The organism is Pseudomonas sp. YL2 (genome assembly GCF_023063025.1).
Taxonomy (GTDB): domain Bacteria; phylum Pseudomonadota; class Gammaproteobacteria; order Pseudomonadales; family Pseudomonadaceae; genus Aquipseudomonas; species Aquipseudomonas putida_A.
Map to the genome: position 1 here is coordinate 135,917 of NZ_JAJSLU010000001.1, position 15,777 is coordinate 151,693.

Below are 15,777 nucleotides of genomic sequence, written 5' to 3' on the forward strand. Positions count from 1 at the left end.
GGCGAATCAGCTTTCCAGCCAGACGTCCCGCGCCCAGTGCCACACCGATTCCCAGGACTCTTCGGTGATCAGCTCTTCTTCGCCGGACCACAGCACCACGGTGCCGTCTTCTTCGACGCAGTAGTAGTTGTCGCCGTCCTGGCAGATCGGGATCAGGTCGCGCGGTACGCCAGCGTCCCAGGCATTGGCCGCGACATCCGGCAAGTAGGTGTGTGATTGCGGGTCGGTGACGGTCACCGGCTCGAGGCTGCCGTACACCACGTCGCTGACGGTCAGCAGAAACTCTTTGAAGACGAACGGGATGTTGATGAAGAGTTCTTCTTCGATTTCTACCAGCTGGTCTTCGTCGGGCAATTCCAGGGGAACCGGTACGGGTTCGTTGGCTTCGCGCAGTTGTTCGATGATTTCTTCCACGTCCGGGATCCTCTTGCTTGAATGGCGCGGTTTATATGGGCCGGTTTATACAGTAGCTCGCTATAGATGCAACCGCGAAATAGAAAACCCCGGCCGAGGCCGGGGTTTTTATTACCGCATGCGTAACGCCGAGGGATCAGCCGTTCTGGCGGATACCGGCCACCAGCCAAGGCTGGTTGTCGCCCTGTGGACGTTCCATGTTCCAGCTTTCGCTGAACACTTCGCCCTGATCGAAACGCGAGGTCTTCGACACGCCGCTGAAGGTCAGGGTGGCGATGGTCTTGTCGGCACGATCATCCACGCCGTCCAGCTGTACCTGCAAGTTGTCGATGTAGGTCGACTGGAAGCCGTCGCCCAGGTCCGCACGCTCACGCTTGAGGAACTCGAGCATCTGCGGGGTCACGAACTCGGCGATCTTGTCCATTTCGTTGGCGTCCCAGTGCTGCTGCAGCGACTGGAAGTGGCTGCGCGCGGCGGCAAGGAAGTTCTGCTCGTTGAACCAGGCCGGTGCGTTGATCACCGGACGAGCGGCAACCGGCGCGGCCGAACCACCGAAGATCGAACCCATGGCGGCAGGCTTCTGCTCGAACACTTCACGCTGCATCGGCGCGCCGGCCGGAGCCAGGTGCTCCTGCTGCTTGCGTCGACGCGCAGCGATGAAGCGGAAGATCACGAACGCGATCACGGCCATGATCAGGATGTCGAAGATCTGCATGCCCTGGAAACCGCCGCCCATGAACATGGACGCGAGCAGGCCACCGGCGGCGATACCGGCCAGAGGGCCAAGCCATTTCGAAGCGCCGCCAGCCTTGGCCGCGGCACCGGCAGCGCCGGCAGCACCAGCGGTCGCTGCTGCGCCGCCCATGCCTGGGGAAGAAGGAGCCATCTGGCTGGTCTGGTGCGTCGGCGCAGCGCCGGCGCTTTTGCCACCACCAAAGCGCTTGGCGTTGGCGTCGAGGCTCATCGTCAGGCCGATGCACAACGCCATGGCGATGCTAAGAAAACGTTTCATAAAGGGAATTCCCGTTTGTGGAGACACGCGCGCCATGTTGCACAGCTGAAGTGTTACTGGCTAGCGAGAGAGTGTTTCGGGCTTTTGCCTGACAGCTTAGGTTCAGCTCCATCGAAGCAATAAGGCCATGTACTTTTGTCTGTAGGAAAATGGGATAGGTTCAGCGGGAAACCTGCTTATCGACGCAACACCAGCATTACCACACCGGCGGTGATCAGGCCGATGCCGCCCCATTGGCGCAGGTCGAGTTTCTCGCCCAGCAGGATCACGCCGAGCACCGCCACCAGCACCACGCTGAGCTTGTCAACTGGCGCGACCAGCGAAGCCGGGCCGACTTTCAGCGCGCGGAAGTAACACAACCACGATGCGCCGGTACCCAGGCCAGATAACAGCAGGAACAAGTAGCTCTTGGCGGAAATTGATCCCAATGACTGATATTGGCCCGTCGCGTACAAAATCAAGGCCAGGCTGATCAGGACCACGATGGTGCGCAGCAGGGTAGCGAAGTCGGAATTGACGTTTTCGATGCCGATCTTGGCGAAGATCGCCGTCAGCGCGGCAAAAGTTGCCGAGAGCAGGGCCCAGAATGTCCAGGAAGAGAAGAAGCCTGAGCCCATGGCAATGTCCTTTGATCAACCAGCCGACACAATCCTGTGGGAGCGGGCTTGCTCGCGAATGCGCTATTTCAGTGGCATTTAAGCCAACTGGCACGACGCCTTCGCGAGCAAGCCCGCTCCCACATTGGTCCTGCGTTAAATGGCTTCCAGCTTGGCGTATCCCAGCATCAGCCACTTGCTGCCTTCGCTGAAGTTCACCTGCACCCGCGCCTGCGCGCCGGAACCTTCGAAGTTGAGGATCACGCCGTCGCCGAAGATCGAATGTCGTACCGCCTGACCGAGGCTGAAGCCGGTTTCCGGGATCTCGCTACCGCTGAACAGGTTGCTGCCGCTCATCGACTGGTTGCCGCCGAACGGTCGGCTGACGCTGTTCGACAGCCGCACTTCCTGAATCAGACCCTTCGGCACTTCACGGACGAAACGCGAGACCTTGTTGTAGGTTTCGCTGCCGTACAGGCGCCGGGTTTCAGCATAGGTCATCACCAGATTCTGCATGGCACGGGTGATGCCCACATAGGCCAGGCGGCGCTCTTCTTCAAGGCGACCCGGTTCTTCCAGGCTCATCTTGTGCGGGAACAGGCCTTCTTCCATGCCCACCAGGAACACGTAAGGGAATTCCAGGCCTTTGGCGCTGTGCAGGGTCATCAGCTGAATGCTGTCTTCGTGCTCGTCGGCTTGAGTGTCGCCGGCTTCCAGCGATGCGTGGCCGAGGAATGCCGCCAGTGGCGTCAGCTCTTCGTCTTCTTCGGTGGTTTCGAAGTTGCGCGCGGCGCTGACCAGTTCCTCAAGGTTTTCCACCCGGGCCTGGCCTTTCTCGCCTTTTTCCGCTTCGTGATAGGCGATCAGTCCCGATTGCTCGATGACGGTCTGGGTCATCAAGTGCAGCGGCATCTCCATGCACTTGGCGGCAAGGTTCTCGATCAGCTCGATAAACGCACCCAAGGCGCCGGCAGCACGACCGGTCAGGCCTTTATTGGCGACCAGTTGGCGCATCGCTTCCCACATCGACACATCGCTGTGACGTGCATGGTCGCGGATCGCTTCGACGGTTTTCTCGCCAATGCCACGGGCCGGGACGTTGATCACCCGCTCCAGCGCGGCGTCGTTGCCACGGCCTTCGAGCAAGCGCAGGTAAGCCATGGCGTTCTTGATTTCCGCGCGCTCGAAGAAGCGCTGGCCGCCATAGATGCGGTACGGAATGCGCTCACGGAGCAAGGCTTCTTCGAGAACGCGCGATTGGGCGTTGGAGCGGTAGAGAATCGCGATATCGCTCCGAGCCAGGCCGGTTTTCAGCGCGCTTTCGATGGTTTCGACAACGTAGCGTGCTTCGTCGTGTTCGTTGAACGCGGCGTACAGGTTGATCGCTTCACCATCGCCACCGTCGGTCCACAGCTCTTTGCCGAGACGTCCGGTGTTGTTGGCGATCAGGGCGTTGGCCGCCTTGAGGATGCCGGCGGTGGAGCGGTAGTTCTGCTCCAGACGAATGGTCACCGAATCCGGGAAGTCGGACGAGTACTGATGAATGTTCTCGATTTTCGCCCCGCGCCAGCCGTAGATCGACTGGTCGTCGTCGCCGACCACCATCAGGCTGTCGCCGCCCTTGCCGAGCAGGCGCAACCAGGCGTACTGCACGGCGTTGGTGTCCTGGAATTCGTCGACGAGGATGTGGCGGAAGCGCTTCTGATAGTGCGCCAGCAGACCCGGGTGATCGCGCCACAGGTCGAGGGCGCGCAGCAGCAGTTCGGAGAAGTCGATGACGCCGGCGCGCTGGCAGGCCGCCTCGTAAGCTTCGTAAATGCCGCGCATGGTCGCCAGGTACAAGTCGCCGCTGGCCTGAATGTGTTGCGGACGCAGACCTTCGTCTTTCTGCCCGTTGATGAACCACTGGGCCTGCCGGGCCGGCCAGCGTTGCTCGTCGAGCCCCAGCTCGCGGATCACCCGCTTGACCAGCCGCTGCTGGTCGTCGCTGTCGAGAATCTGGAAAGTCTGGCTCAAACCGGCTTCCTGCCAGTGCGCCCGCAGCAAACGGTGCGCCAGGCCGTGGAAGGTGCCGACCCACATGCCGGCCGGGTTGATACCCAGCAACTGCTCGATGCGATGACGCATCTCGGCAGCGGCCTTGTTGGTGAAGGTCACCGACAGAATGGAGTGGGGCGAGGCGTTTTCGACCTGGATCAACCAGGCGATACGGTGCACCAGCACTCGGGTTTTACCGGAACCGGCACCGGCCAGGACCAACTGACGGCCAACGGGGGCTGCTACGGCCTGGCGTTGGGCATCGTTGAGGGAGTTCAGCAGAAGGGAGAGATCATCGCGCATCGGGGCATTCTAGGGTGCGCCGCAGGCCCGGGCAAACCGAGCTTTGCATTAGCCGATGAAAGTGCCGCCAATGACGACCGGTCGGTCACTGGCTACAGGCTTCGGCCCGCCTCACTCTGCGGGTTTTGCCAGTGATCGGACGGCGGAAAGTTTCCGGCAAATTATGATCTGGAGCAGTTTGGCAACGGGGTTGGCTTGTGTATGCTCCGTCCACGTTTCGGGCCCATGCTCACTCTTATAAGAACAACAACATTGCACAAGACCCTCAGCTCAGACCTGTCGGGCCCCTCTGTGGAACCCCGGGTCATCCGCAAGCATTACGCCGTCGAAATGGCGGTCGAACGCACGCGCCTGCTGTATCAGGGCTCGCTGCTGCCGACGATGTTCATGTTACTCAATGGTCTGGTCTGCGCCGCTTTGCTCTGGAGCCCGCAGCGCTATTTCGTGGTCAGCATCTGGCTGGTCTGGTTGTTGTCGCTGGTGGCACTGCGGGTGATTCAGGTCGCCGCGTTCGATTCGGCGATCCCGGACCGTCAGGCTCAGCCGATCTGGTTTCGCATGTTCCTGCTCGGCTCGACCATGACCGGTCTGACCCTGGCCGGTGCCGGCATCGCCCTGGTGCCTGCCGACAACTTCATGCAGCAAGCCTGGGTGTTCGGCCTGATCGGTGCCGCGACGTTATCGGCCAGCGTTGCCTACGCCGTCAGCCTGCCGGCGTTTCTGTCCTTTACCTTGCCGTGCCTGCTGCCGGCGATCGGCTACCTGTTCTGGGGCGGTGATGAGCAGGCGCGCGGTTGGGGCTGGCTCGGGCTGATTCTGCTCGGTTCGCTGAGCGTGGTCGCCTGGCAGGTCAATCGGCTGATTGATCGTGGCTTGCTGCGACGGTTTCAGAATCAGCACCTGATCGAACACCTGCAGCAAGCGCAGAACCGCAGCGAGCAGCTCAATCAGGCGCTGGCCAAGGAGATCGAACAGCGGCGCTGTGCCGAGGGCCAATTGCGTGAAGCACAGATCGAGCTGGAAGATCGCGTGGCGCAGCGCAGTCGCGAACTGGACGTAGCCAATCAGGCGTTGAGCAAAAGCGAAGCCCGTCTGGCCCTGGCGTTGAAGGCCAGTGAGCTGGGGCTGTGGGACTGGAACCTGCAAACCGACGAAGTCCATCACACGCAGATTCAGGAGTTGTTCGGCCTCGCGCCGGAATACGTCACGGCGATCCTGCGCGACCTCAAGCCACGCCTGCACCCGGAGGATGTGCCAGGGCTCAAGCAGGCGCTGATCGAACACCTGAAAGGGCGCACCGAGGACTATCAGATTGAATACCGCGTACGTCACGGCGACGGTCATTGGGTGTGGATCGAAGACCGAGGTCGCGCCGTGGAGCGCAGTGACAGTGGGCGGGTGATCCGCATGGTCGGCACCCGGCGCGACATCAGCGCGAGCAAAAGCCTCGAAGAACAGCAGCGACTGGCGGCCACGGTGTTCGAAGCGGCCAGCGAAGGCATCGTCATTCTCGACCCGAACTACGCCTTGATCGCGATCAATCAGGCGTTCAGCCGCGTCACCGGTTATGACATCGAAGACATGCTCGGGCGCAACGTCGTCGAACTGCCGTGCAGTCGTGATGCCCGCCGGCATTACGTTGCGATCCGCCACGCGCTGGAGCAGCACGGCAGTTGGCAGGGCGAACTGGTGGAAACCCGCAAGAACGGCGAGCTGTATCCGCAGTGGCTGCAGCTCAACGCGGTGCGCGACAGTCGAGGAAATGTCAGCCATATCGTCGGCTTCTTCGCCGATCTATCGGCGCGGCGCGAATCCGAGGAGCGCATGCGCTTCCTGACGCACTACGATGAGCTGACCGGGCTGGCCAACCGCTCGCTGTTCCGCGAACGCCTGCACGAAGCCCATCAGCGCGTGCGTCAGGGCGGGCGCCGCAGTCTGGCGCTGCTGCACATCAATCTCGATCGCTTCAAGCTGCTCAACGACAGCCTCGGCCACGAGGTGGCGGATCAGCTGTTGCAGAAAATGGCTCGACGCCTGGTCAACGCCTTGCCGGAGGCCGACACCATCGCCCGACTGTCCGGTGATGAATTTGCCGTGCTGTTCGATGCCTACGGCAACCTGTCGAGCCTGGCGCGGGTCGCTACGCGGCTGTCGAGCAAGCTGCGTCTGCCGCTGACGGTCGAAGGGCATGAACTGGTGGTCAGTGCCTCGATGGGCATCAGCATGCTGCCGGACAACGCCCGGGAAATCTCTGCGCTGGTCAGTCAGTCGAACATGGCCATGCAACACGCCAAGCATCTGGGCGGCAACAATTTCCAGTTCTACACCGACAGCCTGCAGGCCAGTACCCTTGAGCGCCTGCAACTGGAAAACCAGCTGCGCAAAGCCATCGAAGACAAGCAGCTCAAGGTGTTCTACCAGCCGAAGCTGTGCCTGCAAACCGGGCGCCTGAATGCGGCGGAAGCGCTGGTGCGCTGGGATCATCCAAGCATGGGCCGGGTGCCGCCGGGGGACTTCATTGGTTTGGCCGAGGAAACCGGACTGATCGGCCCGATCGGCGAATTCGTGCTGCGCCAGGCCTGCTGGCAGGCGTGCGAGTGGCAGCGGCAAGGGCTGGAGCCGATTCGGGTATCGGTGAACCTGTCGGTGCATCAACTGCGTCAGGGCAAACTGGTCAGTCTGGTGCGCCAGGTGCTGGAAGAAACCGGGCTGGCGCCGCATTACCTCGAACTGGAACTTACCGAAAGCCAGTTGCTCGACAGCGTCGAACACATTATCGCGACCTTCCAGCAGTTGCGTGATCTGGGTGTGAAGCTGGCGATCGATGACTTCGGCACCGGCTATTCGTCGCTGAGTTACCTCAAACGGATTCCGGTGGATTACGTGAAGATCGATCAGGCATTCATTCGCGGGCTGGGGCAGGGCAGTGAGGATGCGGCGATCACCCGGGCGATCATCGCCATGGCTCACGGGCTGTCGTTGAAAGTGGTGGCTGAAGGCGTCGAGCGGCAAGAACAGCTGGAATTTTTACGTGCTGAACGCTGCGACGAAGTGCAGGGGTATCTGATCAGTCGCCCGGTGGAGGCTGAGCGTCTGGCTGGGCTTTTGCGCGAACAGGGAAATCCGCTTTAAGGGCTACATGCACTCCATCGCGCCTGATATGGGGACATGGAGTTACGCATTGAGCAGGCAAAAAGCCAATTCATGTAGTATAACTACAAGCGTGCTACATCCTTGCCCATAAGAAGAGTCCAGGCCCTTGAATCTGCTGCAACACATCGCCCAGTCACGTCACCTGTTACGCAAGTCGGAGCTCAAGGTCGCCGACCACGTGCTGCTTGACCCTGCGGCCGTGATGCACAGTTCCATGGCCGACCTGGCCCACAGCGTCGGCATCAGCGAACCGACCATCGTGCGTTTCTGCCGGGCCATTGGCTGCTCCGGGTTTCAGGATCTCAAGCTCAAACTGGCGCAAAGCCTGGCCGCTGGTGCCAGCTTCGGTCAGTTCGCGATCCATGAGGACGACTCGGTCGCCGACTACAGCCTGAAAATTTTCGACACTACCCTGCACACTCTGATGGAGGTTCGCGAGAAGCTCGATCCGGTGGAATTGCAGCGTGCGGTGACGTTGATGTCCCAGGCCCAGCGTGTCGAGTTCTATGGCTTTGGTGCGTCAGGCGCGGTGGCGGCGGATGCGCAGCACAAGTTCTTCCGTCTGCTGCTGACGGCGGCGGCGTATTCCGACCCGCACATGCAGGCGATGTCTGCAGTGACCTTGAAGCCGACCGACGTGGCGATCTGCATTTCCCAGTCCGGGCGCTCCAAGGATCTGCTGATCACCGCCAACCTCGTTCGCGAGAGCGGCGCTTCGCTGATCACCTTGTGCCCGAGCCAGACACCGCTGGCTGAGCTGTCGACCGTCAACCTGGCGATCGATGTGCACGAAGACACCGAAATCTATACGCCACTGACCTCGCGAATCGCGCATCTGGTGGTAATCGACGTGCTGGCGATGGGCGTGGCCATGGCGCGCGGGCCGAGTCTGGTCAACCACCTGAAGAGCGTGAAGCGCAGCCTGCGCAGCTTGCGGCTATCCCCCAAGGCCGTGAAAGCGCTGGATGACTGAAGTCATCTAAGGTCGTTCCGACCTTAATCGCGAGCAGGCTCGCTCCCACATTTGATCTCGGTGTGACACAAAATTTGTGCTCACAGAAGATCCACTGTGGGAGCGAGCCTGCTCGCGAAAGCGTCCTCAATAGCACCGCACTTTTCAAAAGTTTCATCGCACTGTCATCCCCGCGCAGCCAAACCGTCATCCCTCCCGCCTATCGTGAAACTCCCGTACTCGCCTTGGGAGACTCGAAATGGCTCAGCCCTACGAAGAACGCAACAGCGCCGCGAAAACCCGTCGTCAGCAGGAAGACCAGCGTCGCATGGAATTCCGTCGTGCGATCGAAGATCGCTTCGAACTCCGTCAGCTTCAAGCTGAAATCGGTGGTTTTCCCGAGGAGCTCGAACTTAATCACTGGCAGGCAGCGCCCGCAGCTTCCCGTCGAAGCGTTCAACCAGCGCGCTGATCTGCACCCGTTCGCTGCGGATAAACGCCAGGAAGGCGTGCGCCACCGGTGACAGCCGTTTGGCCTTGGCTTGCACCAGGCACCAGCTGCGAAACAGCGGCAACTCTTCGACCGGCAGCTCGACCAGGCCGCCGGTCGCCAGCTCCAGGTTCAGGGCGTGGCGCGTCAACAGTGCCAGGCCCAGGCCCGCCACCACGCATTCACGCTGGGCTTCGGCCGACGCCACTTCCTGGGTCTGGGTGAAGTGCACGCGTTTCTCTTTGAAATACTCTTCACAGGCCAGTCGCGTGCCCGAACCCGGTTCGCGGATCAGCAGCGTGTAAGGCTCGAGATCCTGCAAACGCAGCGGCCCCATGTGTGCCAACGGATGGTCCGGGCGCGCCACGGCAACAATCGGATTGTTCAGAAACGGCAGAAATTCCAGGCCCATGTCCTGCGGCACCATCGACATGATCACCAGATCATCGCGGTTGTCCGAGAGGCGACGAATCACCTGGCCGCGGTTGACCACGGTCAATTGCAGGTTCACTTCCGGGTGCTGGCGCTTGAAGGCGGCGAACAGATGCGGCACGAAGTATTTGGCGCTGGATTCCACTGCCAGTTTCAACTGGCCCTGCAGCGAACCCTGCATGTCCGACAGCTGCATGTCGAGGTTTTCCAGACGGCCGAAGATGTCCCGGCTGGCGCGTTGCAGGGCTTCGGCAGCCTCGGTCATGTAGAGTTTTTTGCCGACGTAATCGAATAATGGCTGGCCGATCAGCTCTTCAAGCTGACGAATCTGTAGGCTGACGGCCGGTTGTGTCAGAGACATTTCATCGGCGGCGCGGCTGTAGGAACGTAAATCACACACTTCGTTGAAGATCTGCAATTGGCGTAATGTCATACGCATCAAGGACTTACGCATTTTTATAGGCTCTGACTGCAGGCTGATGGTTTAACTATAAGTCTTTGCTTATGCCTGACCCAATTTTTATTCATTTTTGTTAATCCCTTGCGAGGGCTAGTGTGGGGGCGCGACCAGATTGAAACATTTGGTCACGCGTCGACCTGGGTCTAGCAGGTCGTGGTGCCACCGGCTCAAGGGAATTTCCAAGTGATAAAAAAGATCCTGATCGCCAACCGTGGTGAGATTGCCGTACGAATCGTGCGAGCCTGCGCCGAGATGGGCATCCGCTCGGTTGCGATTTTTTCCGACGCCGACCGCCATGCCTTGCATGTGAAGCGTGCGGACGAAGCCCACAGCATCGGTGCCGAGCCACTGGCCGGTTACCTCAACCCGCGCAAGCTGGTGAATCTGGCGGTGGAAACCGGTTGCGATGCATTGCACCCCGGTTACGGCTTCCTGTCGGAAAACGCTGAGCTGGCAGACATCTGCGCCGAACGCGGAATCAAATTCATCGGCCCGTCGGCAGAAGTCATTCGCCGCATGGGCGACAAGACCGAAGCCCGGCGCAGCATGATCAAGGCCGGTGTGCCGGTCACCCCGGGCACCGAAGGCAACGTGTCGGGTATCGAAGAAGCCCTGACCGAGGGCGACCGAATCGGTTACCCGGTGATGCTCAAGGCCACCTCCGGTGGTGGCGGGCGCGGCATTCGTCGCTGCAACAGCCGCGAAGAACTCGAGCAGAACTTCCCTCGGGTGATCTCCGAAGCGACCAAGGCCTTCGGTTCGGCAGAAGTGTTCCTGGAAAAATGCATCGTCAATCCCAAGCACATCGAAGCGCAGATCCTCGGCGACAGCTTCGGCAACGTCGTGCACCTGTTCGAACGCGACTGCTCGATCCAGCGCCGCAACCAGAAGCTGATCGAAATCGCCCCGAGCCCGCAACTGACCCCGGAACAGCGCGCCTACATCGGCGACCTGTCGGTGCGTGCGGCCAAGGCTGTGGGCTACGAGAATGCCGGCACCGTGGAGTTCCTGCTCGCCGAGGGCGAGGTGTACTTCATGGAGATGAACACCCGGGTGCAGGTGGAACACACCATCACCGAAGAAATCACCGGGATCGATATCGTCCGCGAACAGATCCGCATCGCCTCCGGCCTGCCGCTGTCGGTGAAGCAGGAAGACATTCAGCATCGTGGTTTCGCGTTGCAGTTCCGCATCAACGCCGAAGACCCGAAAAACAACTTCCTGCCGAGCTTCGGCAAGATCACTCGTTACTACGCCCCTGGCGGCCCGGGCGTGCGCACCGACACGGCGATCTACACCGGCTACACCATTCCGCCGTTCTACGACTCGATGTGCCTGAAACTGGTGGTCTGGGCGCTGACCTGGGAAGAGGCAATGGACCGTGGCTTGCGGGCGCTGGACGACATGCGCCTGCAAGGCGTGAAAACCACCGCCGCGTACTACCAGGAAATCCTGCGCAATCCGGAATTCCGTAGCGGCCAGTTCAATACCAGCTTCGTTGAAAGCCACCCTGAACTGACCAACTACTCGATCAAGCGCAAACCCGAAGAGCTGGCCCTGGCCATCGCCGCCGCCATCGCCGCCCACGCAGGCCTGTGAGGAATACAACAATGTCCAAGAAAATTTTCGTAACCGACACCATCCTGCGCGACGCTCACCAATCGCTGCTCGCCACCCGCATGCGCACTGAAGACATGCTGCCGATCTGCGACAAGCTCGATAAGGTCGGCTACTGGTCGCTGGAGTGCTGGGGCGGCGCGACGTTCGACGCCTGCGTGCGCTTTCTGAAAGAAGACCCGTGGGAGCGCCTGCGCCAACTGCGCGCCGCGCTGCCCAAGACCCGTCTGCAAATGCTTCTGCGCGGGCAGAACCTGCTGGGCTACCGCCACTACAGCGACGACGTGGTCAAAGCTTTCGTTGCCAAGGCAGCGGTCAACGGCATCGACGTGTTCCGCATCTTCGACGCAATGAACGACGTGCGTAACCTGCGCGTAGCGATCGAAGCGGTGAAGGCTGCCGGCAAACACGCCCAGGGCACCATCGCTTACACCACCAGCCCGGTGCACACCATCGACGCGTTCGTGGCGCAGGCCAAGCAGATGGAAGCCATGGGTTGCGACTCGGTGGCGATCAAAGACATGGCCGGTCTGCTCACGCCATACGCCACCGGTGAACTGGTCCGTGCGTTGAAAGCCGAGCAGTCGCTGCCAGTGTTTATCCACTCGCATGACACGGCGGGTCTGGCGGCGATGTGCCAATTGAAAGCCATCGAAAACGGTGCCGATCACATTGATACCGCGATCTCCAGCTTCGCCTCGGGCACCAGCCATCCGGGCACCGAGTCGATGGTTGCTGCGCTCAAAGGCACCGAGTACGACACCGGTCTGAACCTGGAGCTGCTGCAGGAAATCGGTCTGTACTTTTACGCCGTGCGCAAGAAGTACCACCAGTTCGAAAGCGAGTTCACCGCGGTCGATACCCGCGTGCAAGTCAACCAGGTACCCGGCGGGATGATCTCCAACCTCGCCAACCAGCTGAAAGAGCAGGGCGCACTGAACCGCATGGCCGAAGTGCTGGCGGAAATCCCGCGGGTGCGTGAAGACCTCGGTTTCCCGCCACTGGTGACCCCGACTTCGCAGATCGTCGGCACCCAGGCGTTCTTCAACGTGCTGGCCGGCGAGCGCTACAAAACCATCACCAACGAAGTGAAGCTGTACCTGCAGGGCGGTTACGGCAAGGCGCCGGGCGTGGTGAATGAAAAACTGCGTCGCCAGGCCATCGGCAGCGAGGAAGTGATCGACGTGCGTCCGGCCGATCTGCTCAAGCCGGAAATGACCAAGCTGCGTGCCGACATCGGTGCGCTGGCCAAGTCCGAAGAAGACGTGCTGACTTTCGCCATGTTCCCGGACATCGGGCGCAAGTTCCTCGAAGAGCGTGCCGCCGGCACCCTCGTTCCGGAAGTGCTGTTGCCGATCCCTGAGGCCGGTGGTGTGGCGAAGGCCGGTGGCGAAGGCGTGCCGACCGAGTTTGTCATCGACGTCCACGGCGAAACCTACCGCGTCGACATCACCGGTGTCGGCGTGAAGGCCGAAGGCAAGCGTCACTTCTACCTGTCCATCGACGGCATGCCGGAAGAAGTGGTGTTCGAACCGCTCAACGAATTCGTCGGCGGTGGCAGCAGCAAACGCAAACAAGCATCGGCACCGGGCCACGTCAGCACCACCATGCCGGGCAACATCGTCGATGTGCTGGTCAAGGAAGGCGACACCGTCAAGGCCGGTCAGGCGGTGCTGATCACCGAAGCGATGAAGATGGAAACCGAAGTTCAGGCAGCGATTGCCGGCAAGGTCACCGCCATCCATGTGGCCAAGGGCGACCGGGTGAATCCTGGCGAAATCCTGATCGAGATCGAAGGCTGAGATAACTGCCGCGATTCAACGTTTTAAACCTCGGGGGGGCATGTGCTCCCCTTTTTTTTCGCCTGCAATATGCCGTTCTCTGTAGGAGCTGCCGAAGGTTCGGGCCTGCGGCAGCTACACGTCGCTTTGTGTCAGAACGCCATGCGCCACTGGCCCATCACGCCGTAACTGCGGCTGTCGCTACCGGCCTCGCCAGTGAGCCCAACGCCCAGAGTGTTACGGGCGGACAGGGTCAGATCCAGACCGGCGTCCAGCGTGAAGCTGTTGCGATCCATCTCGGCCCCGGCGACTGCAAAGCTTCTGCCACCCTTGACCAGTTGCTGGCGCGTTTCGTTATTGAGCTCGCCGTAGGTATGTTTCACGCTGGCGCTGAGACGTGGCGTCAACTGCATGCCGTTGGCCAGGTGACTGGTTTTCGCCAGGCGCAGGCCGACGGTGCTGCTCGGGTTCGCCCGGGTCTGCCCCTGAACCTTGAGCGCCGCATTGCCACCTTTCTCGGTGTAACCATCACGCTGGTAGCGTTGATAACCGACACTGGCGAACGGTTCGAAGCTGACGTTGCCACGTCCCAGGTTGTAGCCGACTTCGGCAAACACCTGCTGGGTGCTGGCGTCATAGCTGCTCTTGAGGCGATCACTGAAACCATTGAAGGCAACGCGACGTTTGCCACTGCCGTCATGACTACCGTACGAGGCGCCCAGGCGCAGGGCGAACGGGCCGTCCTGACGCAGCGCGTAGGCTCCGAGGTGCCAGCTGTCGAGATCGCCATCGAACTGCCGGGCATCGAAGCGGGTTTGCGCTTTTGCGCCCATCAGGCCGACATGCCATTGCTCGTCGATTCGCCAGTCGGCCCCCATGATCAGACCTTGAGTGGAATGCTTCAGGACACTGTCGGCGTCCCGGTCGACCTTGCCGCCATGTCCCAGAGCTTGCAGCCAGACCCGTCCATTGCCTTCGTCGGAAGCAGCCAGACGTGGTGCATTCCCTGAGCTCCGCGCTCCATTGGCGCTGTCCAGTTGATGCATGGCCGAAAGCATGCTGGCGCTGAGCGGATTGACGCTGCTCAGTGTGGCTTTGGCGAGGTTGGCGTTGCTGCCGGCGGCGAGTTGTTCGAGAGCCACGCTGGCCGTTGGCTTGCTGGCGCCGAGCAGGGCCGTGACGGCAGTATTTTGAGGTGTGGCCGCGCCCATGGCTGTGCTTGGTTGGCGAGATACCGCAGGTTCTTGAGGTTGCTGAGGTTGCTGAGGTTGCTGAGGGGTGGAGGGTGTCTCGTCAATGCTTTGCGCGAGCGCCTGACTATTCTGCGTGGTCGCAAGGTTTTCGAGCGGCACATCGTTACGGGCATAGAGCAAGCCCACTCGTTGTGTTTCGTAGTGCAGCGTCGGGGTCATGTATGCCAGATCGTTTTCAATGGTGCCGAACTGTCCCTCAATCTTTCCCGCTTCCAGAACGGTGTGCTGACTGCTTTGCGGGTAGTCGCCGGCGGTGACGAGTTTCAGGGTGGCGTCACCCAAATGAGCAGTTCCCTTGACGATCACGGTCGGACTGTTACCGGAGGCATCCACGGCATAGGCCAGCACGGCAGAACGGGTCAGGCGCAGATCTCCCGCGACCTTGGGTGCGCCGTAGACATCGTCGACGGTCATGCGTCCGTAAACATTCAAATGATTAACCGCACCATTCCCGGCTATATGGCCGCTTTCCCGAACCTCCACCATGCCGTCAATCAGGCCCTGGTTGGTCAGGTCACCGCCAGACGCGACAGTGGCGCCGCCATTGATCGCCCCTTTGTTGATCAAAATGCCCTCGGTCACTGCCGAGCCCAGAATTTGCCCGTCGTTGACCAGCAGAGCCTTCGGATGAACCAGTACACCGAGGCTGAAATCACCCGGTCCGCTACGGGTCCAGCTCCCGCGCCTGACCTCCAGCCCACTGAAGTTACGGGTTTCACCCAGCACGCCTTTCCTGTTCGCGTCGAGTTGCAGCAGGTTGTCGCCCCCGCCACCGTCGACCAGGCCGGCGAAACCGCCCCGAGATTGCACTGTGACAAGGTCATTGCGCTCATCGAGCGCCAGCGCCACACCCTCCTGTGCCGGATAGGCTTTGCTGACCTTCAGGTGGACGGTTTCCGGATGATTGGTGAAAGCGGTGATCGCTGATTTGAATGCTTCAGGGGATGCGGGAGAGATGCCTTGAGTGTCAGGCGGTGCATCCTGAGCCATGGACAGATCGGTACATCCCATGGCCAAAGCAATGGCTAATGTCAGGTGTTTTGGTCGAAAGTGGAATTGAACGGGCATCGAGTTCAGCCTCTCGTGGAAGGAGGCCAAACTCTAAGTTGGAGCCGGCAGGCGCCGATGTCAGCCGGATCGCTCGGTGCTGCGGGCTGCGTCTGTTTGATCTTCGGAAAAGAGCGGCTCGACAAAAATTGGCGGATTACGTCGTGCCGTCGCGTTGTCTTTTCCTACAAATTGAATTGCCATTAGCCGCTTGTGATGATCAGAAATTC

Annotated in this window: 11 protein-coding genes; 5 read left to right on the forward strand and 6 right to left on the reverse strand. The window is 60.8% G+C overall.

The genetic code is table 11. From position 1 onward, the window contains the following. Positions 1–6: 6 nt before the first annotated feature. From LVD08_RS00630 to uvrD, 4 genes are all read right to left on the reverse strand, one after another. Positions 7–414 (reverse strand): SMI1/KNR4 family protein, encoded by a 408-nt coding sequence (locus tag LVD08_RS00630; protein WP_024164487.1) that lies wholly within the window; start codon positions 412–414, stop codon positions 7–9. A gap of 136 nt (positions 415–550) precedes the next feature. Then, positions 551–1,426, reverse strand: coding sequence for a Tim44 domain-containing protein (locus tag LVD08_RS00635; RefSeq protein WP_247267148.1), 876 nt, complete (start codon positions 1,424–1,426; stop codon positions 551–553). Between the two features lie 176 nt (positions 1,427–1,602). After that, positions 1,603–2,043: an EamA family transporter gene (locus tag LVD08_RS00640; protein WP_247267149.1), complete on the reverse strand. Its 441-nt coding sequence runs from the start codon at positions 2,041–2,043 to the stop codon at positions 1,603–1,605. 135 nt (positions 2,044–2,178) lie between these two features. Then, the gene (gene uvrD, locus LVD08_RS00645; protein ID WP_095137765.1) at positions 2,179–4,362 is read right to left on the reverse strand and encodes a DNA helicase II; all 2,184 of its coding nucleotides are present in this window, start codon (positions 4,360–4,362) and stop codon (positions 2,179–2,181) included. A gap of 201 nt (positions 4,363–4,563) precedes the next feature. Between uvrD and LVD08_RS00650 the strand changes: the two genes are divergently transcribed. The 3 genes from LVD08_RS00650 (at position 4,564) to LVD08_RS00660 (ending at position 8,939) form a co-directional block, all read left to right on the forward strand. Further along, positions 4,564–7,494: a GGDEF domain-containing phosphodiesterase gene (locus tag LVD08_RS00650; protein ID WP_209318220.1), complete on the forward strand. Its 2,931-nt coding sequence runs from the start codon at positions 4,564–4,566 to the stop codon at positions 7,492–7,494. Positions 7,495–7,621: 127 nt separating this feature from the next. Further along, the gene (gene hexR, locus LVD08_RS00655; protein ID WP_007962240.1) at positions 7,622–8,488 is read left to right on the forward strand and encodes a transcriptional regulator HexR; all 867 of its coding nucleotides are present in this window, start codon (positions 7,622–7,624) and stop codon (positions 8,486–8,488) included. Between the two features lie 238 nt (positions 8,489–8,726). Then, positions 8,727–8,939, forward strand: coding sequence for a PA3496 family putative envelope integrity protein (locus LVD08_RS00660; protein WP_095137820.1), 213 nt, complete (start codon positions 8,727–8,729; stop codon positions 8,937–8,939). Here the strand turns inward: LVD08_RS00660 and LVD08_RS00665 are convergent. Further along, positions 8,881–9,843, reverse strand: a complete 963-nt coding sequence (locus LVD08_RS00665) for a LysR family transcriptional regulator (protein WP_097089426.1) — start codon at positions 9,841–9,843, stop codon at positions 8,881–8,883. The two genes, LVD08_RS00660 and LVD08_RS00665, sit on opposite strands and share 59 nt — an antisense overlap. A gap of 189 nt (positions 9,844–10,032) precedes the next feature. Between LVD08_RS00665 and LVD08_RS00670 the strand changes: the two genes are divergently transcribed. Continuing rightward, positions 10,033–11,448 (forward strand): acetyl-CoA carboxylase biotin carboxylase subunit, encoded by a 1,416-nt coding sequence (locus LVD08_RS00670; protein WP_027610345.1) that lies wholly within the window; start codon positions 10,033–10,035, stop codon positions 11,446–11,448. Between the two features lie 11 nt (positions 11,449–11,459). Further along, positions 11,460–13,268 (forward strand): sodium-extruding oxaloacetate decarboxylase subunit alpha, encoded by a 1,809-nt coding sequence (gene oadA, locus LVD08_RS00675; protein WP_247267150.1) that lies wholly within the window; start codon positions 11,460–11,462, stop codon positions 13,266–13,268. Between the two features lie 131 nt (positions 13,269–13,399). Here oadA and LVD08_RS00680 read toward each other — a convergent pair whose 3' ends face one another. After that, positions 13,400–15,568 carry an autotransporter outer membrane beta-barrel domain-containing protein gene (locus LVD08_RS00680; RefSeq protein WP_247267151.1) on the reverse strand — a complete coding sequence of 723 codons (2,169 nt, stop codon included), beginning with the start codon at positions 15,566–15,568 and terminating at the stop codon, positions 13,400–13,402. Positions 15,569–15,777 lie beyond the last annotated feature (209 nt).